The organism is Pseudomonas sp. A2 (genome assembly GCF_023100865.1).
GTDB classification, from domain to species: Bacteria; Pseudomonadota; Gammaproteobacteria; order Pseudomonadales; family Pseudomonadaceae; genus Aquipseudomonas; species Aquipseudomonas asiatica.
In genome coordinates, this window is sequence record NZ_CP039127.1 from 4,970,790 (window position 1) to 4,989,754 (window position 18,965).

At 63.8% G+C, this 18,965-nt stretch carries 15 protein-coding genes and 1 pseudogene; 8 read left to right on the forward strand and 8 right to left on the reverse strand.

The genetic code is table 11. The features are described from left to right. Positions 1–84: 84 nt before the first annotated feature. Both E5221_RS23040 and E5221_RS23045 read right to left on the reverse strand, forming a co-directional pair. Positions 85–699, reverse strand: coding sequence for an NAD(P)-dependent oxidoreductase (locus E5221_RS23040; RefSeq protein WP_061550395.1), 615 nt, complete (start codon positions 697–699; stop codon positions 85–87). 27 nt (positions 700–726) lie between these two features. Next, positions 727–1,602 carry an MBL fold metallo-hydrolase gene (locus tag E5221_RS23045; protein ID WP_061550396.1) on the reverse strand — a complete coding sequence of 292 codons (876 nt, stop codon included), beginning with the start codon at positions 1,600–1,602 and terminating at the stop codon, positions 727–729. A gap of 103 nt (positions 1,603–1,705) precedes the next feature. Here E5221_RS23045 and E5221_RS23050 point away from each other — a divergent pair, with 103 nt between their 5' ends. After that, a complete protein-coding gene (locus E5221_RS23050; protein ID WP_061550397.1) occupies positions 1,706–2,611 on the forward strand; it encodes a LysR family transcriptional regulator in 906 nt (301 codons plus the stop codon). Positions 2,612–2,636: 25 nt separating this feature from the next. Here E5221_RS23050 and E5221_RS23055 read toward each other — a convergent pair whose 3' ends face one another. After that, positions 2,637–3,506 (reverse strand): oxaloacetate decarboxylase, encoded by an 870-nt coding sequence (locus E5221_RS23055; protein ID WP_003259571.1) that lies wholly within the window; start codon positions 3,504–3,506, stop codon positions 2,637–2,639. Positions 3,507–3,958: 452 nt separating this feature from the next. Here E5221_RS23055 and E5221_RS23060 point away from each other — a divergent pair, with 452 nt between their 5' ends. After that, positions 3,959–5,410, forward strand: a complete 1,452-nt coding sequence (locus E5221_RS23060) for an MDR family MFS transporter (protein WP_247846515.1) — start codon at positions 3,959–3,961, stop codon at positions 5,408–5,410. Positions 5,411–5,662: 252 nt separating this feature from the next. Here E5221_RS23060 and ttgR read toward each other — a convergent pair whose 3' ends face one another. Continuing rightward, a complete protein-coding gene (gene ttgR / locus E5221_RS23065; RefSeq protein WP_013974034.1) occupies positions 5,663–6,295 on the reverse strand; it encodes an efflux transport transcriptional regulator TtgR in 633 nt (210 codons plus the stop codon). 259 nt (positions 6,296–6,554) lie between these two features. On the opposite strand from ttgR, the gene ttgA reads away from it, so the two are divergent. The 6 genes and pseudogenes from ttgA (at position 6,555) to E5221_RS23095 (ending at position 14,910) form a co-directional block, all read left to right on the forward strand. Then, entirely contained in the window at positions 6,555–7,709 is a 1,155-nt protein-coding gene (gene ttgA / locus E5221_RS23070) for a toluene efflux RND transporter periplasmic adaptor subunit TtgA (protein WP_013974035.1), read from the forward strand. Between the two features lie 3 nt (positions 7,710–7,712). Continuing rightward, positions 7,713–10,865, forward strand: a complete 3,153-nt coding sequence (gene ttgB / locus E5221_RS23075; RefSeq protein ID WP_061550399.1) for a multidrug efflux RND transporter permease subunit TtgB — start codon at positions 7,713–7,715, stop codon at positions 10,863–10,865. Beyond that, positions 10,862–12,319 carry an AdeC/AdeK/OprM family multidrug efflux complex outer membrane factor gene (locus E5221_RS23080; protein ID WP_039613768.1) on the forward strand — a complete coding sequence of 486 codons (1,458 nt, stop codon included), beginning with the start codon at positions 10,862–10,864 and terminating at the stop codon, positions 12,317–12,319. The genes ttgB and E5221_RS23080 overlap by 4 nt, the downstream gene beginning before the upstream one ends. 362 nt (positions 12,320–12,681) lie before the next feature. After that, positions 12,682–13,938, forward strand: a complete 1,257-nt coding sequence (locus E5221_RS23085; protein ID WP_061550400.1) for an OprD family porin — start codon at positions 12,682–12,684, stop codon at positions 13,936–13,938. Positions 13,939–14,024: 86 nt separating this feature from the next. Continuing rightward, a pseudogene (locus tag E5221_RS23090) lies at positions 14,025–14,195 on the forward strand (LysR family transcriptional regulator); the annotation flags it as partial. Positions 14,196–14,397: 202 nt separating this feature from the next. After that, on the forward strand, positions 14,398–14,910 hold the full coding sequence (locus E5221_RS23095) for an Mpo1-like protein (RefSeq protein WP_247846516.1): 513 nt from the start codon (positions 14,398–14,400) through the stop codon (positions 14,908–14,910). Between the two features lie 127 nt (positions 14,911–15,037). On the opposite strand, the gene pcaC is transcribed toward E5221_RS23095, so the two are convergent. The 4 genes from pcaC to E5221_RS23115 are packed head-to-tail and all read right to left on the reverse strand — an operon-like array spanning position 15,038 to position 18,895. Further along, positions 15,038–15,430, reverse strand: coding sequence for a 4-carboxymuconolactone decarboxylase (gene pcaC, locus E5221_RS23100; protein ID WP_013974040.1), 393 nt, complete (start codon positions 15,428–15,430; stop codon positions 15,038–15,040). Between the two features lie 10 nt (positions 15,431–15,440). After that, positions 15,441–16,232 carry a 3-oxoadipate enol-lactonase gene (pcaD, locus tag E5221_RS23105; RefSeq protein ID WP_039613769.1) on the reverse strand — a complete coding sequence of 264 codons (792 nt, stop codon included), beginning with the start codon at positions 16,230–16,232 and terminating at the stop codon, positions 15,441–15,443. A gap of 11 nt (positions 16,233–16,243) precedes the next feature. Further along, on the reverse strand, positions 16,244–17,596 hold the full coding sequence (locus E5221_RS23110) for a 3-carboxy-cis,cis-muconate cycloisomerase (RefSeq protein WP_061303730.1): 1,353 nt from the start codon (positions 17,594–17,596) through the stop codon (positions 16,244–16,246). Positions 17,597–17,605: 9 nt separating this feature from the next. After that, positions 17,606–18,895, reverse strand: coding sequence for an MFS family transporter (locus tag E5221_RS23115; RefSeq protein WP_013974043.1), 1,290 nt, complete (start codon positions 18,893–18,895; stop codon positions 17,606–17,608). Positions 18,896–18,965 lie beyond the last annotated feature (70 nt).

An 18,965-nucleotide genomic window follows, 5' to 3' on the forward strand; every position in this document is an offset into this window, starting at 1 on the left:
GCACGCCCGCTCCCACAGGTACAGCACAGATTCCAAGACCTGTGCTTTACCTGTGGGAGCGGGCGTGCCCGCGAAGCAGGCGACTCAATAGCCGACAGTAAAACGCTGCCGCGAATGCGCCGGCTTTTCCAGTTCGTCGAGCATGGCAATCGCGTAATCGGCAAAGGTGATCCAGCTCTTGCCATCCGCGCCGATCAACAGATGATCCTTGCCCAGCTTGTAATGCCCGCTGCGCTCACCTTCAACGAACTCCGCCGACGGCGACAGGAAGGTCCAGTCCAGGTTCGGCTCCCGTTGCAACGCTTCCAGGAAACGCACTCCGGCAGTGGCCTCGGCCTTGTATGCCTCGGGGAAGTCCGGGCTGTCGATCACCCGATGCCCAGACGGCAGCAAAAGGCTACCGGCCCCACCCACCACCAGCAGGCGCCTGACCCCGGCCCGTTTGACTGGCTCGATGATGGCGTGTGGCTCGATGGTCGAGAAATGCGCCGCACTCAGCACCGCATCCACACCCGCGACCGCCGCTTGCAGGGCTGCGCTGTCCTTGGCATCCAGCGCCTTGACGGTCACCCCCTCCCGCCCCTGCAACCGCGACGGGTCGCGGGCGATGGCCAGCACACTGTGGCCACGGCGCAGGGCCTCCTCCAGCAACTGGCTGCCAGCGCGGCCGGTGGCACCGATGATTGCAATCTTGCTCATGGGATACTCTCCATCAGTTGAACGGAACTACCATTTCATCTCGCCCTTGGCGACCTTGGCCCCCAGCTCCAGCGAGCTTTCATCGGCCAGGCTCGGGTAACGTCGCTTCATCGCCGCGATCAACGCACCGGCGTCTTTCGCCTGGGCGGTCTCGGCATCGAAATCACGAATGTAGTTCGCCGTGAAACGCACGGCCTGCAGCGATCGGCTGCTGTCCCCCAGGTAATGCCCGGGTATGACCGTGCGCGGCGCCAGCGCTTCGATGTGCGCCAGGGTGCCGAGCCAGTCGGCGTGGGACTTGGCCGTTTGCGTGTCGGCCATCCATACATGAATGTTCTCCGACACCACCACGCCACCGACCACCGCCTTGATCGACGGGATCCACACAAAACTGCGGTCAGGTTGCGGGCCGTCCAGGCCGACCACCTCGAGGGCCTGCCCTTCCAGCGTCAGGCGGTTGCCTTCGAGCACCTGCGGCAGCACCAGTCGCGCTGGCTTGTCCCTGCCCATCTGCGGGCCCCAGTAGGCCAGCTTGGCATCCATGGTCTGGCGGATATGCGCAACCGTGGCGGCCGACGCCAGCACCTTGGCGTCCGGGAAGGCCTGGGTCAGGGTATCCAGGCCGAAGTAGTAGTCCGGGTCGCCATGGCTGATGTAGATAGTGGTCAGCTGCTTGCCGCCTGCCCGCAGGCGCTGCACCAGCTGCTCGGCCTGGGCCTTGCCGAACTGGGCATCGACGAGGATGGCGTCGTGCTCGCCGCTGACGATCACCGAACTGACCGGGAAGATCGCCTCATGCCCGGGGTTGTAAACCTCCAGCCGCAAGGGGTCGGCAGCCAGCGCCGGGCCGGCCAGGGTCACACAGGCCAGCAGCAGGCCACGCAAGGGAGTGAAAAGAGACATCGCAAACGCCCGTCAGATGAACAATGCCCAACAGCTTAGTTGCCCAATCCGTTACAAAAAATGCGATGCTCGAACATAGTTTGTTTCTGAAACCGGGCAAATCATGGACCGTCTCAACGCCATGCGCGTTTTCGTCACCGTCGTCGACCTGGGTAGCCAGTCGGCGGCGGCGGATCATCTGCAACTGTCGCGGCCGGTGGTATCGCGCTACCTGGCAGAGCTGGAGGACTGGGTTGGCGCACGGCTGATGCAGCGCACCACACGCAAGCTCAGCCTCACCGCCGCCGGCCAGGAAACCCTGCCTCGCTGCCGGCAATTGCTGGAACTGGCTGGCGACCTGCAGGCCGCGGTGCAGCAGCCGGATGACGCGCCCAGGGGCGCGCTGCGCATCAGCGTCAGCACCTCGTTCGGCCAGGCCCAGCTGGTGGATGCAGTGGCCGCCTACGTCCGGCGCTACCCCGGGGTGAAGGTGGAACTACAGATGCTCGATCGCACGGTCAACCTGGTGGACGAGCGCATCGACCTGGCCATCCGCACCAGCAATGACCTGGACCCCAACCTGATCGCCCGGCGCCTGAGCGTATGCCGCTCGGCAGTGTGTGCGGCACCGGCCTACCTGCGCGAGCACGGCACGCCGCAACGGGTCGAGGAACTGAGCCGGCACAACTGCCTGACACATGCCTACTTCGGCCACAGCCTGTGGCATTTCGAGGTAGCCGGCCAGCAAGTCGCCGTGCCAGTGGCGGGGAACATCAGTGCCAACGAGGCGATGACACTGCAGAAAGCGGCGCTGGCCGGCGCAGGTATCGCCATGCTGCCGACCTACCAGGCCGCGCAGGCCCTGCGCCGGGGTGAACTGGTGCGCCTGCTGCCCGAAGCCAGGCCACGCGAGCTGAACCTGAATGCGGTGTACACCTCACGCAAGCACATGCCGGCGACCTTGCGCAGCATGCTGGATTTTCTGGTGCAGCGGTTCAAGGACGAACCGGAGTGGGATCAGGACTTGTAAAGCCGCTCCTACAGGAATGGCACTGTCACTCCTCGACGCTCATGTACTCCTTCGCCCAGCGGATGTAGTCCTCTGGCTGGGTGTAGGTGTGCGAGAGTTCGGTGGCGCTGAGGTTTTCCGACTTGTTCTGCTGGCCGCGCTGCAGCCGCAGGCAATCGTAGGTGGCCTTGATGGCGGCAAAGTAGGCCGCGTGACCATCGACGACGATGCGCACGCCCAGGCGTGCCAGGCGCTCGTCGTCACGCAGGTTCGGGTTGCCGTAGGTCACCAGCATCAGTGGCACCGTCAGGTGCTCGGCAATCTGCTCGAGTTGTTCGAAGTCCTTCACCCCCACCATGCAGATGCCGTCGGCTCCGGCCTTCTGGTAGCTCTGGGTACGCACGATGATTTCTTCGGTGGTGAGCACGCCAGCGTTGGTCCGGGCAATGATCGACAGCGACGAATCGACCCGCGCCTCCAGCGCCGCACGGATCTTGCCGACGCCCTCTTCAACCGGGATCAGGTCGGTGGACTTGCGCCCGAACTGGGCAGGTAGCAGGGTGTCCTCGATGGTCAGCGCAGCCACGCCGGCGCGCTCCAGTTCGATGACTGTGCGCATGACGTTCAGCGCGTTGCCATAGCCGTGGTCGGCGTCAGCCAGCACCGGCAGTTGTGCCACGCGACCAATACGGGTGGCCTGCTCGACGAACTCGCTGAGGGTGATCAGGGCGAAGTCCGGTGCAGCCAGTACCTGAAGCGAAGCGACGGAGCCGCCGAGGATGCCGACCTCGAAGCCCAGGTCTGCGGCAATGCGTGCCGACATCGGGTCGAACACCGATGCGGTGTGATAACAGGAACCTGAAGCGAGCAGCTCGCGGAAGGCAAAACGCAGATCTTGATGGGAAGCCTTGGGCATGATCACTCCGCAAAATAAGTTGAAATTCGAACGGTAACTACCGACCCCTGTAATCGGGTCTACCTGGCCTGTTCCAACCGTCGCCATCTGGGCGGTCATGCTCGACATGCAGGCAGAGGAATAAAAGGTGTGGGAGACAGCGGCGCAAAAACCTGCGGCATAATGTTGCACCAAGCTGGTGCAAAGCCCCGATTTTCAGCCTCTGTGGCATACCAACGATATCACGCAGCCATGCAGCACTGAACGAATGCGCCAATGCCGATCTTGCATAGGGGATGCAGATAGTGGATAGGAAGCTACCTAACTCAGGTTACAATTCGGGGACTTCATGCTGGCCTATTCGCGGGTAAACCCGCTCCCACAGGGACCGCGCCGTCCTCAGGAGCGACACCGGACCTGTGGGAGCGGGTTTACCCGCGAAGAAGGCCGCCACCGTCATACAAGGTATCCCCGTGACCGCCGCCCTGCTCCCCACCACCCTGCGCAACGTGCTCACCGCCCTGATGCTGGCGATCTTCCTCGGCGCCCTGGACCAGACCATCGTCGCTGTCTCGCTGCCGGCGATCTCGGCGCAGTTCAACGATGTCGGCCTGCTGGCCTGGGTCATCTCCGGCTACATGGTGGCGATGACTGTCGCCGTGCCGATCTACGGCAAGCTGGGCGACCTGTACGGAAGGCGCCGGATGATCCTCACCGGCATCAGCCTGTTCACCCTGGCCTCGATCGCCTGCGCCCTGGCTCAGGACATGCAACAGCTGGTGCTGGCCCGGGTACTGCAGGGCATTGGTGCCGGTGGCATGGTCTCGGTGAGCCAGGCGATCATCGGCGACTTCGTACCCCCGCGAGAGCGCGGCCGCTACCAGGGATACTTCAGCAGCATGTACGCGGTGGCCAGTGTCGCCGGTCCGGTGCTGGGCGGCTGGTTGACCGAATACCTGTCATGGCGCTGGGTGTTCTGGATCAACCTGCCGCTGGGGCTGGTTGCACTGTGGGCGATCCGCCGCGCCCTCGGCGGCATGCCGGTGCAGCGCCGCGAGGCGCAGGTGGATTACCTGGGTGCCGTTTTGCTGATTCTCGGCCTGGGTAGCCTGTTGCTGGGCATTACCCTGGTCGGCCAGGGCCACGCCTGGGTCGCCCCGGCCGTGCTGGCCTTGTTCGCCTGCGCCGCGCTGGGCTTGATGCTGTTCATTGCCCATGAGCGCCGCTGCCCGGAGCCGCTGCTGCCGCTCGGCCTGTTCGGCAATCGCGTGGCGGTGCTGTGCTGGGGCGTGATCTTCTTCGCAAGCTTCCAGTCGATCTCCCTGACCATGCTCATGCCGTTGCGCTACCAGGGCATCACCGGTGCCGGCGCCGACAGTGCTGCCCTGCACCTCCTGCCGCTGGTGATGGGGCTACCCATGGGTGCCTTCACCGGCGGGCGCATGACCAGCCTGACCGGGCGCTACAAGCCGCAGATCCTGGCCGGCGCACTGCTGATGCCACTGGCCATTTTCGCCATGGCGCTGACCCCGCCGCAGTCGGTCTTGCTCAGTGCACTGTTCATGCTGCTGACCGGCATCGCTTGCGGGCTGCAATTCCCGACCTCGCTGGTAGGCACGCAAAGCGCGGTGGACAGCAAGGACATCGGCGTGGCCACCAGCACCACCAACCTGTTCCGCTCGCTAGGTGGGGCCATGGGGGTGGCCTGCATGTCCAGCCTGCTGCTGGCGCTGCTGCACCAGGGCGGGTTCGAGTCGCTGGGTAATCCGTTGCTGGGGAGCCTGAAGGCCGGAGAAGTGGACCTGGTGACACAGGGGCGGTTGCTGGAAACGTTCCAGCATTTGCTGATGGGGAGTGCCGGGGTAGCTGTGCTGGGACTGTTTGCAGCGCTTGCATTGCCCGACCGGCAACTGCGCGGACGCTGAAGTCGGCCGCACCGTTGTGTGGGCTGCTGCCTTGCTGCAAACCTGCATCTTGTGCGATCCCTGTGGGAGCGGGTTCACCCGCGAAGAAGGCAGCGCGGTGAATGGCACCGGCTTCGCCGGTGTTCGCGGGTAAACCCGCTCCCACAGAGATCTCGGCGCGCCGGCAGAACCTGCACAGCTGAGCATTCCGAAATGCATTAATCCCCCCTTAACACAAAGGGGTAACACTCCCTCACAATCCTTAACAAAGTGTCATTTGCGCAGAGCCGGGCTCAAGCGCAGCATATCCAGCCCGGTGTCGACCCATTTTTCGACATCCTTCAACAAATCGACACTGTCAGGCAGCAACAGCCAGCGCCCGATCAGGCCATCGACATAGGCAAACATGGCCACCGCCGCGCGCTCGACATCAAGCTCGCCTGGCAACTGGCCCCGGCGCACGGCATTGGCCAACGCCAGGGTGATGCCCTTATGGCAATCCAGCACAGCTGCCTGGCGCTGCTGGCGAATTTCACACATGTCATCGGTGAACTCGCACTTGTGATGCAGGATTTCGTTGATACGCCTGGTTCGGGCATCGAGCACCAGCTCGTTGAACACTTGCAGCAACAGCTTGCGCATGCAGCCAAGCGGGTCCACTTCGTCCTCGCTTTCGCTCGCCCGCGCCAGGTGGTCATGGGTTTCATGCAGGCTGTCGAGCAACGCCTGCACCAACTCGGCCTTGTTGTTGAAGTGCCAGTAGATCGCTCCTCGCGTCACACCCGCCAGTTCGGCGATGTCGGCCAGGGTGGTTCGCGCAACCCCGCGCTTGTAGAAGGCCTTTTCCGCCGCCTCGATGATCTGGGCGCGGGTTTCCTGGGCTTCTTCTTTGGTTCGACGGACCATGGCAGTACAAACCTCATCTGCCCCGAACGCGCGGCGCGTGCGGGGAACACTCCGGGGGCACCTCTGCAGGGTGCCTCGCGGGGGGAGCTAATCAAGAGCTGTGGCAGTACCCGAGTACAACCCAGCGGTATTTACAAACAACCATGAATGTAAGTATATTCCTTAGCAAGCTATTTATCCACCGGATAGCAATTTTTCCAGATCAAGACTCTTCCATTACTCTTGAGCGTCTCCCAGCTCCAGCGACCCGAGGATCCTCATGCAATTCAAGCCAGCCGTTACCGCTCTGGTTTCCGCCGTCGCCCTGGCAACCCTGCTCAGTGGCTGTAAGAAAGAAGAAGCAGCGCCAGCGGCGCAGGCTCCTCAGGTCGGCGTCGTGACCATCCAGCCCCAAGCCTTCACCCTGACCTCGGAATTGCCGGGGCGTACCACTGCCTACCGCGTCGCCGAAGTGCGCCCGCAGGTCAACGGCATCATCCTCAAGCGCCTGTTCAAGGAAGGCAGTGAGGTCAAGGAAGGCCAGCAGCTGTACCAGATCGACCCTGCCGTGTACGAAGCCAACCTGGCCAATGCCCAGGCCAACCTGCAGGCTACCCGCTCGCTGGCCGAGCGCTACAAGCAGCTGATCGACGAACAGGCTGTCTCCAAGCAGGAATACGACGACGCCAATGCCAAACGATTGCAGGCCGAGGCTTCGCTCAAAAGCGCGCAGATCGACCTGCGCTACACCAAGGTCCTGGCACCGATCAGCGGCCGTATCGGCCGTTCTTCGTTCACCGAAGGTGCACTGGTGAGCAATGGCCAGGCCAACGCCATGGCCACCATCCAGCAACTCGACCCGATCTACGTCGACGTCACCCAGTCCACCGCCGAACTCCTCAAGCTGCGCCGTGACCTGGAAAGCGGCCAGCTGCAGAAAGCCGGCGACAACGCCGCCTCGGTGCAGCTGGTGCTGGAAGACGGCAGCCTGTTCAAGCAGGAAGGCCGCCTGGAGTTCTCCGAAGTCGCGGTCGACGAGACCACCGGCTCGGTCACCCTGCGCGCCCTCTTCCCCAACCCCGATCACACCCTGCTGCCAGGCATGTTCGTGCATGCGCGGCTCAAGGCCGGGGTCAACGCCAACGCCATCCTGGCCCCGCAACAGGGCGTGACCCGCGACCTGAAAGGCGCGCCGACCGCGCTGGTGGTCAACCAGGAGAACAAGGTCGAACTGCGCCAGCTCAAGGCCAACCGTACCTTGGGCAGCGACTGGCTGATCGAGGAAGGCCTGAACCCGGGTGACCGCCTGATCACCGAAGGGCTGCAGTACGTGCGCCCGGGCGTCGAGGTCAAGGTCAGCGAAGCCACCAACGTCAAGAAGCCGGCCAGCCCTGTTCAGGCCAACGCGGCGAAAGCAGACGCCAAAGCGGAGTAAACCATGTCGAAGTTCTTTATCGATCGCCCGATCTTCGCCTGGGTGATCGCCTTGGTGATCATGCTGGTCGGCGCCTTGTCGATCCTGAAGCTGCCGATCAACCAGTACCCCAGCATCGCGCCGCCGGCCATCGCCATCGCCGTGACCTACCCGGGCGCCTCGGCGCAAACCGTGCAGGACACCGTGGTACAGGTGATCGAGCAGCAGCTCAACGGTATCGACAACCTGCGTTATGTGTCGTCGGAAAGTAACTCCGACGGCAGCATGACCATTACCGCCACCTTCGAGCAGGGCACCAACCCAGACACCGCGCAGGTGCAGGTGCAGAACAAGCTGAACCTGGCCACCCCGCTGCTGCCGCAGGAAGTGCAGCAGCAAGGTATCCGCGTCACCAAGGCAGTGAAGAACTTCCTGCTGGTGATCGGCCTGGTGTCCGAAGACGGCAGCATGACCAAGGACGACCTGGCCAACTACATCGTCTCCAACATGCAGGACCCGATCTCGCGTACCGCGGGTGTGGGTGACTTCCAGGTGTTCGGTGCGCAGTACGCCATGCGTATCTGGCTCGATCCGGCCAAGCTGAACAAGTTCCAGCTGACCCCGGTCGACGTCAAGACCGCCGTGGCCGCGCAGAACGTGCAGGTATCCTCCGGCCAGCTCGGCGGCCTGCCGGCCATGCCGGGTACCCAGCTGAACGCCACCATCATCGGCAAGACCCGCCTGCAAACTGCCGAGCAGTTCGAAAAGATCCTGCTCAAGGTCAACAGCGACGGTTCGCAGGTGCGTCTGGGTGATGTCGCCCAGGTTGGCCTCGGTGGTGAAAACTATGCCGTCAGCGCCCAGTTCAACGGCAAGCCGGCCTCCGGCCTGGCAGTTAAACTGGCTACCGGTGCCAACGCCCTGGACACCGCCAAGGCCCTGCGCCAGACCATCGCTGACCTGGAACCGTTCTTCCCGCCTGGGGTGAAAGCGGTATTCCCGTATGACACCACCCCGGTGGTCACCGAATCGATCAGTGGCGTTATCCACACCCTGATCGAAGCCGTGGTCCTGGTGTTCCTGGTGATGTACCTGTTCCTGCAGAACTTCCGCGCCACCATCATCACCACCATGACCGTACCGGTTGTGTTGCTGGGTACCTTCGGCATCCTTGCCGCTGCCGGCTTCAGCATCAACACCCTGACCATGTTCGCCATGGTCCTGGCCATCGGCTTGCTGGTGGACGACGCCATCGTCGTGGTGGAGAACGTCGAGCGGGTGATGTCCGAGGAAGGCTTGCCGCCCAAGGAAGCGACCAAGCGCTCGATGGAGCAGATCCAGGGTGCCCTGGTGGGTATCGCCCTGGTGCTGTCGGCGGTACTGCTGCCCATGGCGTTCTTCGGCGGCTCAACGGGTGTGATCTACCGGCAGTTCTCCATCACCATCGTTTCGGCCATGGGCCTGTCGGTGCTGGTGGCGCTCATCTTCACCCCGGCCCTGTGCGCCACCATGCTCAAGCCGCTGAAGAAGGGCGAGCACCATGTGGCCAAGCGCGGCTTCTTTGGTTGGTTCAACCGCAACTTCGACCGCAGCGTAACCGGCTACGAGCGCAGCGTGGGCACCATCCTGCGCAACAAGGTACCGTTCCTGCTGGCCTACGCGCTGATCGTGGTCGGCATGATCTGGCTGTTCGCCCGCATCCCTACCGCGTTCCTGCCGGAAGAAGACCAGGGCGTATTGTTCGCCCAGGTACAGACCCCGGCCGGCTCCAGTGCCGAGCGCACCCAGGTGGTGGTCGACCAGATGCGTGAGTACCTGCTCAGCGAAGAGGCCGACACCGTGGCTTCGGTTTTCACCGTCAACGGCTTCAACTTCGCCGGCCGTGGCCAGAGCTCGGGTATGGCATTCATCATGCTCAAGCCGTGGGATGAACGCTCCAAGGAAAACAGCGTGTTCGCCCTTGCCCAGCGCGCCCAGCAACACTTCTTCACCTTCCGCGATGCGATGGTGTTCGCCTTTGCCCCGCCTGCGGTGCTCGAACTGGGTAACGCCACCGGCTTCGACGTGTTCCTGCAGGACCGCGGCGGTGTCGGCCATGCCAAGCTGATGGAAGCGCGCAACCAGTTCCTGGCCAAGGCCGCGCAGAGCAAGATCCTCAGCGCCGTGCGCCCGAACGGCCTGAACGACGAGCCGCAGTACCAGCTGACCATCGATGACGAGCGTGCCAGCGCCCTGGGCGTGACCATCGCCGACATCAACAACACCCTGTCGATTGCCCTGGGTGCCAGCTACGTCAACGACTTCATCGACCGTGGCCGGGTCAAGAAGGTGTACATCCAGGGCGAGCCGAACGCGCGGATGAGCCCGGAAGACCTGCAGAAGTGGTACGTGCGCAACGGCGCTGGCGAAATGGTGCCGTTCTCCTCCTTCGCCAAAGGCGAATGGACCTACGGTTCGCCGAAGCTGTCGCGTTACAACGGCGTCGAGGCAATGGAAATCCTCGGTGCGCCGGCCCCGGGCTACAGTACCGGTGAAGCCATGGCCGAGGTCGAGCGCATTGCTGGCGAACTGCCAAGCGGCATCGGCTTCTCCTGGACCGGCATGTCCTACGAGGAAAAACTCTCCGGTTCGCAGATGCCGGCACTGTTCGCCCTCTCGGTACTGTTTGTGTTCCTGTGCCTGGCAGCCCTGTACGAAAGCTGGTCGATCCCGATCGCCGTGGTACTGGTAGTACCGCTGGGTATCATCGGTGCCCTGATCGCCACCAGCCTGCGCGGGTTGTCCAACGACGTGTACTTCCTGGTCGGCCTGTTGACCACCATCGGCCTGGCGGCGAAAAACGCCATCCTGATCGTCGAATTCGCCAAGGAACTGCACGAGCAAGGCCGCAGCCTGTACGACGCGGCGATCGAGGCGTGCCGCATGCGTCTGCGCCCGATCATCATGACCTCGCTGGCGTTCATCCTCGGCGTGGTACCGTTGACTATCGCCAGCGGCGCCGGCGCCGGCAGCCAGCATGCCATCGGTACTGGCGTGATCGGCGGCATGATCAGTGCGACCGTGCTGGCTATCTTCTGGGTACCACTGTTCTTCGTCGCAGTGTCGTCACTGTTCGGCAGCAAAGAGCCGGAAAAAGACGCCACCCCTGAAACTCCACGTTATGAGGCTGGGCAATGACCAAGTCTTTGTTGTCCCTGGCAGTAACCGCTTTCATTCTTGGCGGCTGCTCGCTGATCCCTGACTACCAGACCCCGGAATCGCCGGTGGCTGCGCAGTGGCCGCAAGGCCCGGCTTACTCGCCGACGCAGTCGGCGGAGGTTGCCGCCGCCGAACAGGGCTGGCGTCAGTTCTTCCACGACCCGGCCCTGCAGCAGCTGATCCAGACCGCGCTGGTGAACAACCGCGACCTGCGCGTTGCAGCGTTGAACATCGACGCCTACCGTGCGCAGTACCGCATCCAGCGTGCCGACCTGTTCCCTGCGGTTTCGGCCAACGGTAGCGGCAGCCGCCAGCGCGTACCGGCGAACATGTCGCAGACGGGCGAGGCAGGCATCACCAGCCAGTACTCGGCCACCCTGGGCGTCAGCGCCTATGAGCTGGACCTGTTCGGCCGCGTGCGCAGCCTGACCGAGCAGGCCCTGGAAACCTACCTGTCCAGCGAGCAGGCGCGTCGCTCCACGCAGATCAGCCTGGTGGCCAGTGTGGCCAACGCCTACTACACCTGGCAGGCCGACCAGGCGCTGTTCAAGCTGACCGAAGAAACGCTGAAGACCTACGAGGAAAGCTACAACCTCACCCGTCGCAGCAACGAAGTCGGCGTAGCCTCGGCACTCGACGTCAGCCAGGCGCGTACCGCCGTGGAAGGCGCCCGGGTCAAGTACTCGCAGTACCAGCGCCTGGTCGCCCAGGACGTCAACAGCCTGACCGTGCTGCTGGGCACCGGCATTCCCGCCGACCTGGCCAAGCCGCTGGAGCTCAATGCCGACCAACTGGCCGAAGTACCGGCCGGCCTGCCGTCGGACATCCTCCAGCGTCGCCCGGACATCCAGGAAGCCGAGCACCTGCTCAAGGCCGCCAATGCCAACATTGGCGCGGCCCGCGCAGCGTTCTTCCCGAGCATCAGCCTGACCGCCAATGCCGGCAGCCTGAGCCCCGACATGGGCCACCTGTTCTCGGGCGGCCAGGGCACCTGGCTGTTCCAGCCGCAGATCAACCTGCCGATCTTCAACGCCGGCAGCCTGAAGGCCAGCCTGGACTACTCGAAGATCCAGAAGGACATCAACGTCGCCAAGTACGAAAAGACCATCCAGACCGCGTTCCAGGAAGTCTCCGATGGCCTGGCGGCGCGCAAGACCTTCGAAGAGCAACTGCAGGCGCAACGTGACCTGGTGCAGGCGAACCAGGACTACTACCGCCTGGCTGAGCGCCGCTATCGCATCGGTATAGACAGCAACCTGACCTTCCTCGACGCCCAGCGCAACCTGTTCAGCGCCCAGCAGGCACTGATCGGTGACCGCTTGTCGCAGCTGACCAGCGAGGTCAACCTGTACAAGGCGCTTGGCGGTGGCTGGTACGAGCAGACCGGGCAGGCCAACAACCAGCAGGCAGCGGTGGAAGCACCGAAAGGCTGATCAGCCCTGTGATAGCAAAGAGCCCACCTGTAGCGGTGGGCTTTTTGTTTGTCGGTTGTCTGTGCAGGCCTCTTCGCGGGTGAACCCGCTCCCACAATGTTTTGCATCAATGCTGAAGGCTGTGCAGTACCTGTGGGAGCGGGTTTACCCGCGAAGAGGCCAGTGCAGGAGAACAATTAACCAACCAGAACATTCCGTTCGATTATCGCCCGCTTCCGCTTGTGGCGAATTGCCTCACCCCCGCCATACCCCGCAACATCCTCCCACGCAACGTTGCCCCGGTTCATCCCAAAAGACCCGCACCTGCAGGCCGCATCCTGCAGCGTACCGGCTCGCCCATAAAAACAAGAGATCCACGACAGATGAGCACTTTGCAACCCGCACGTCAGCTGCTGCCCGGCCTGTTGGCCATGTCCTGCGCACTCCCCGTGTTCGCCGCCGACCAAGGTGGTTTCCTGGAGGACGCCAAGGCCACCCTCAACCTGCGAAACTTCTACATCAACCGCAACTTCGTCGACCCGGCCCACCCGCAGGCCAAGGCCGAAGAGTGGACGCAGAGCTTTATCCTTGACGCCCGCTCCGGCTTTACCCAAGGCACCATCGGTTTCGGCGTGGACGTACTGGGCCTGTATTCGGTCAAGCTCGATGGCGGCAAAGGCACCACCAATACTCACCTGCTACCGGTGCACGACGATGGCCGCCCCGCCGATGACTTCGGCCGCCTGGGCGTGGCACTGAAAGCCAAGCTGTCCGAAACCGAGCTGAAAGTGGGCGAGTGGATGCCGGTACTGCCGATCCTGCGCTCGGACGATGGCCGCTCGCTGCCGCAGACCTTCCGCGGCGGCCAGCTGACCTCGAAGGAAATCGCCGGCCTGACCCTGTACGCCGGCCAGTTCCGCGGCAACAGCCCGCGCAACGACGCCAGCATGGAAGACATGTCGATGAACGGCAAGGCAGCGTTCACCTCCGACCGTTTCAACTTTGGCGGCGGCGAATACACCTTCAACGACAAGCGCACCATGATCGGCCTGTGGAATGCCCAGCTCAAGGATATCTACCGCCAGCAGTACCTCAACCTGGTGCACAGCCAACCCCTGGGCGACTGGACCCTGGGCGCCAACCTGGGCTACTTCATCGGCAAGGAAGACGGCGCCGAACGCGCTGGCGAACTGGACAACCGCACCGCCTCGGCCATGCTCTCGGCACGCTATCAGGGCCACACCTTCTACGTCGGCCTGCAGAAAGTCAGCGGCGACGACGCCTGGATGCGGGTGAACGGCACCAGTGGCGGCACCCTGGCAAACGACAGCTACAACTCCAGCTTCGACAACGCCAAGGAGCGCTCCTGGCAGGTGCGCCATGACTTCAACTTCGCCACCGTCGGCGTGCCAGGCCTGACCTTGATGAACCGCTACATCAAGGGTGACAACGTGACCGCAGGCGGTGTGGACGATGGCAAGGAATGGGCGCGGGAAACCGAGTTGGCCTATGTGGTGCAGTCGGGCAGCTTCAAGGACCTGTCGGTGAAGTGGCGCAACTCCACCATGCGCCGGGACTTCAGCACCAACTCATTCGATGAGAACCGGTTGATCGTGAGTTACCCGCTGAATCTGCTTTGAATTCTTCGCGGGCACGCCCGCTCCCACGAGGACCACACCAGCCTTGAAACCTGTGCGGTCCCTGTGGGAGCGGGCGTGCCCGCGAAGAGGCCATGGGCATCACCCAACCCGCCTTCAGCCGTGCCATCCAGAGCCTGGAGCACAGCTTCGGCTTCCCACTGGTCGACCGGGCCAGCAAAGCCCTGCCGCCCACCCCAGAAGGCCTGATGGTGCTGCAACATGCCCGGCGCCTGGATATGCCAGTGCGGGCTGCTGCCATTCGCTGAGCTGATGATGGTGGCAGGGGCGGGCTATCCTGAGCTATATCGGTCGCCTGTACCGGCCCTTTCGCGGGTAAACCCGCTCCCACAGGTCCAGCGCAGCCCTCAGGAGTTGTGGTGACCCTGTGGGAGCGGGTTTACCCGCGAAAGGGCCGGAACAGGCAATACACCTCGATCAGGCAACCAGGGAGGCACAACAATGAAAACCCTCGTCGACCACCTGAGCCAATACGCCAGCTACCACCGCGACCCACGCAACATCGCCACCCACTTCGTCGGCATCCCGATGATCGTGCTGGCGGTCACTATCCTGCTGTCGCGCCCTGGCTGGGAGGTAGCCGGCATGTGGCTGTCCCCTGCCCTGCCTGCGGCGGCGGCCTCGGTCTGGTTCTACCTGCGCCTGGACCTGCGCTTCGGCCTGGTGATGGGGTTGTTGCTTGGGCTATGCCTGTGGGTCAGCCAGGTGCTGGCGATGCAGACGACAGCGCTGTGGCTCGGCACCGGGCTGGGGGCGTTCGTGGTGGGCTGGATCATCCAGTTCGTCGGCCATTACTACGAAGGTCGCAAACCGGCGTTTGTCGACGATGTCAGCGGATTGATCATCGGGCCGTTGTTCGTGGTGGCAGAAGCGGCATTCATGCTCGGCCTGTGCCCGGCCCTGAAACGCGCCGTCGAGGCCAACGCCGGGCCCGTGGTGGCGCGCTCTATGTAGGAGCGGCCTTGTGTCGCGATAGGGCTGCGAAGCGGCCCCGGCAATATTGGCTGCGAAGCTGAAGCCTAGGGGCCGCTGCGCGGCCCATCGCGACGCAAGGCCGCTCCTACAAGGGACCGCGTAGTGGTCAGGTACGCGACTCCACACCCAGCTCATCCCACACCGACTCAGCCATGTGGAAGGTGGCATTGGCCGCCGGAATGCCGCAATAGATCGCGCTCTGCATCAGCACTTCCTTGATTTCGTCGCGGGTCACGCCGTTGTTGGCCGCCGCGCGCAGGTGCAGCTTCAGCTCGTCGTTGCGGTTCATGCCAATCAGCATGGCGATGGTGATCAGGCTACGGGTATGGCGCGGCAGGCCAGGGCGAGTCCAGATGTCACCCCAGGCGTGGCGGGTGATCATCTCCTGGAACTCGCCGTTGAAGTCGTTGAGCTTCTCCAGGCTGCGGTCCACGTGGGCATCGCCAAGCACTGCGCGGCGTACTTGCATGCCGGCGTCGTAACGTTGTTTCTCGTCCATGGCGGTATCCTCAGTGAGCCAGCAGGAAGTCGAGCACGCGGCGGCTGAACGCCTCGCCGATCTCGACGTTGGACAGGTGCGCCGCCGGGAAGTCGACGTACTCGGCACCCGCGATACCGGCCTGCATGAAGCGGCCGTGCTCCGGAGTGGTCACCACGTCCTCGGTACCGGCAACGATCAGCGCCGGCACCTGGATACGGCCCAGTTGCTCGCGGTAATCGGCATCACGCACCGCTGCGCAGTTGCCGGCATAACCTTGCGGGCTGGTTTGCGCCAGCATCTGGCAGATGCGCTGGGCCTGCGCTGGCTGGGCCTGGGCGAAGCCCGGGGTGAACCAGCGGGCGATGGAGGCATCGCGCAGGTCGACCATGGCCTGCTGGCCGCCCTTGAGCACGGTGTCGATACGGGTGTTCCACACCTCGTCGTTGGCGATCTTGGCGGCGGTGTTGCACAGGGTCAGGCTGTGCAGGCGCTCGCCGGCGTTTATGCCCAACCACTGGCCGATCAAGCCGCCCATCGACAGGCCGACGAAGTGCGCCTTGGCGATATCCAGGCCATCGAGCAGGGCCAGCACGTCACGGCCCAGCTGATCGATGCTGTAGGGGCCTTCAGTGACCAGCGACCCACCGTGGCCACGGGTGTCGTAGCGCAGCACGCGCAAGTGCTGGCTCCACAGTGGTATCTGTGTGTCCCACATGCCCAGGTCGGTGCCCAGCGAGTTGGACAGGACCAGCACCGGGGCGTTTTCCGGGCCATCGATCTGGTAATTCAAAACGCCATCGGCCAGTTGCAAGTGCGCCACAGCGGTCTCCTTCAGGCAGTGAAACGTTGATGTTCGGACACGGCGCGCGCCACCCAGACGCGGGCCTGGCCCAGATAATTGGCAGGGTCGAGCAAGCGATCGAGTTCTTCGGCGGACAGTTCGGCACTGACCTGCGGCTCTTCACCCAGCACGGTGCGCAGGTGGCGCTGTTCGGCCACAGCGCGCTGGCAGCACTGCTCCAGCAGGTGATGGGCGTGGTCGCGGCCCAGGCGCTGGGCGAGGACGATGCTCACCGCTTCGGCCAGCACCAGGCCCTGGGTCAGGTCGAGGTTACGGCGCATGCGCGCGGCATCCACTTCCATGCCCTCGGCAATCACCTGGGCCTGGCGCAGCGCACCAGATACCAGGCAGCAGATGTCCGGCAGGGTTTCCCATTCGGCATGCCACAGGCCGAGGCTGCGCTCGTGCTCCTGGGGCATGGCGGCGAACAGCGTAGAGACCAGCCCCGGCACGCGGGTCGCGGCGCCGATCAGCACCGCGGCGCCGACAGGGTTGCGCTTGTGCGGCATGGTCGAAGACCCACCCTTGCCCGGCGCAGAAGGCTCGAACAGTTCCCCCGCCTCGGTCTGCATCAGCAAGCTGACATCGCGGCCGAACTTGCCCAGGCTACCAGCGATCAGGCCCAGCACCGAGGCAAACTCCACCAGGCGGTCGCGCTGGGTGTGCCAGGGCTGCTCGGGCAGGGTCAACTTGAGCTGCTCGGCCAGGGCTTCGGCCACCGGCATCGCCTTGCTGCCCAAAGCCGCCAGGCTGCCCGAGGCGCCGCCGAACTGCAGCACCAGCAAGCGTGGGCGCAGCTCCTGCAGGCGCTGGCGGTGACGGGTCAAGGCGCCCAGCACACCGGCCAGTTTCATGCCCAGGGTCACGGGGGTCGCGTGCTGCAGCCAGGTGCGCCCCACCAGCGGCGTGTCGGCGTGCTGCAAAGCCTGACGGGACAGGGTATCGGCCAGCTTGCCGAGGTCGGCTTCGATCAGGTCGAGGGCCGCACGCAGCTGCAGGACCAGCCCGGTGTCCATCGCGTCCTGGCTGGTGGCGCCCAGGTGCACATAGCGCTCGGCTTCGGGCACGCCACTGGCAATCACCTTGCCCAACGCCTTCACCAGCGGGATCGCCGAGTTGCCAGCAGTGGCGATGGCATTGGCCAGCGCGCCAACGTCATAGCGCTCGGCGTGGCACGCCGCCTCGATGGCCGCTACAGCGCTATGCGGGACCAGCCCGGCAGCAGCCTCGGCCCGCGCCAGCGCCGCCTCGAAATCGAGCATGCCCTGCAGGCGGCCACGGTCGGAGAAGATCTCGCGCATGGCCGGTGCGGTGAAGTAGGCGTCGAACAGTTGGTTGGTCATGCCACGTCCTTAATTATCGTGGTGCAGGTACGCGGCCTGCTTCGGCAGGCGCAGGCTGAACAGGAAGGCAATCGCCATCATCGCCGTCACGTACCAGTAGAAAGTGTTTTCCATGCCCAGGGTCTTCAGGCCCAGGGCCACGTACTCGGCCGAACCGCCGAACGCCGCGTTTGCCACCGCATAGGCCAGCCCCACACCCAGTGCGCGCACCTGCGGCGGGAACATCTCGGCCTTCACCAGGCCGCTGATCGAGGTGTAGAAACTGACGATACACAACGCCAGGGAAATCAGCACGAAGGCCATGAAAGGGCTGCTCACGGTCTTCAGCGCCATCAGCAACGGCACGGTGAACAGCGTACCCAGGGCACCGAACAGCATCATCGAGTTACGCCGGCCGATGCGGTCGGAGAGCATGCCGAAGAACGGCTGCAGCACCATGAACAGGAACAGCGCGCCGGTCATTACGTAGCTGGCGTTTTTTGCGGTCATGCCAGCGGTGTTGACCAGGTACTTCTGCATGTAGGTGGTGAAGGTATAGAAGATCAGCGAACCGCCCGCGGTATAGCCGAGCACGGTGATGAAGGCCGCCGCATGGTCGCGGAACAGGCCCTTGATGGTGCCGGCATCCTTGTCCTGGCGGGTTTCGGCGCTGCTGGTCTCATGCAGCGAGCGGCGCAGCATCAGCGAGATCAGTGCGGCAATGGCACCGACCACGAACGGAATGCGCCAGCCCCAGGCGCGCAGCTCTTCTTCGGTGAGCAGTTGCTGCAGGATCACCACCACCAGCACCGCCAGCAACTGGCCGCCGATCAGGGTCACGTACTGGAACGAGGCGAAGAAACCGCGCTGGCCGCGCAGGGCTACTTCACTCATGTAAGTGGCAGTGGTGCCGTACTCGCCGCCTACCGACAGGCCCTGGATCAACCGGGCCAGCAAAAGCAGCGCCGGGGCCCAGGTGCCGATGCTGGCATAGGTAGGCAGGCAGGCGATCATCAGGGAGCCGAAGCACATCATCAGCACCGAGATCATCAGGGAATTCTTGCGACCATGGCGGTCAGCGAGGCGGCCGAAGATCCAGCCACCGATGGGGCGCATCAGAAAGCCCGCGGCGAACACGCCTGCCGTGTTCAACAACTGCACGGTGGGGTCGTCGGAGGGGAAGAAAGCCGGGGCAAAGTAGATCGCGCAGAAGGCATAGACGTAGAAGTCGAACCATTCCACCAGGTTGCCTGAAGAGGCACCAACGATAGCGAAGATGCGTTTGCTGCGTTCTTCGCCGGTGTAATAGGTTGAGGTCATGGTGAGTTTACTCCTGGAGGGTCGCAGGTAATTCTAGACACACCTGGTAACACACTCGTTCCGCTATCTG

Bases quoted from the DNA above. Each gene is read 5' to 3' on its own strand.
- ttgA (WP_013974035.1), top strand. From the start codon at position 6,555: ATGCAATTCAAGCCAGCCGTTACCGCTCTGGTTTCCGCCGTCGCCCTG.
- E5221_RS23095 (WP_247846516.1), top strand. From the start codon at position 14,398: ATGAAAACCCTCGTCGACCACCTGAGCCAATACGCCAGCTACCACCGC.
- ttgB (WP_061550399.1), top strand. From the start codon at position 7,713: ATGTCGAAGTTCTTTATCGATCGCCCGATCTTCGCCTGGGTGATCGCC.
- E5221_RS23085 (WP_061550400.1), top strand. From the start codon at position 12,682: ATGAGCACTTTGCAACCCGCACGTCAGCTGCTGCCCGGCCTGTTGGCC.
- E5221_RS23050 (WP_061550397.1), top strand. From the start codon at position 1,706: ATGGACCGTCTCAACGCCATGCGCGTTTTCGTCACCGTCGTCGACCTG.
- pcaC (WP_013974040.1), bottom strand. From the start codon at position 15,430: ATGGACGAGAAACAACGTTACGACGCCGGCATGCAAGTACGCCGCGCA.
- E5221_RS23115 (WP_013974043.1), bottom strand. From the start codon at position 18,895: ATGACCTCAACCTATTACACCGGCGAAGAACGCAGCAAACGCATCTTC.
- E5221_RS23040 (WP_061550395.1), bottom strand. From the start codon at position 699: ATGAGCAAGATTGCAATCATCGGTGCCACCGGCCGCGCTGGCAGCCAG.
- ttgR (WP_013974034.1), bottom strand. From the start codon at position 6,295: ATGGTCCGTCGAACCAAAGAAGAAGCCCAGGAAACCCGCGCCCAGATC.
- E5221_RS23080 (WP_039613768.1), top strand. From the start codon at position 10,862: ATGACCAAGTCTTTGTTGTCCCTGGCAGTAACCGCTTTCATTCTTGGC.
- E5221_RS23110 (WP_061303730.1), bottom strand. From the start codon at position 17,596: ATGACCAACCAACTGTTCGACGCCTACTTCACCGCACCGGCCATGCGC.
- E5221_RS23045 (WP_061550396.1), bottom strand. From the start codon at position 1,602: ATGTCTCTTTTCACTCCCTTGCGTGGCCTGCTGCTGGCCTGTGTGACC.
- E5221_RS23055 (WP_003259571.1), bottom strand. From the start codon at position 3,506: ATGCCCAAGGCTTCCCATCAAGATCTGCGTTTTGCCTTCCGCGAGCTG.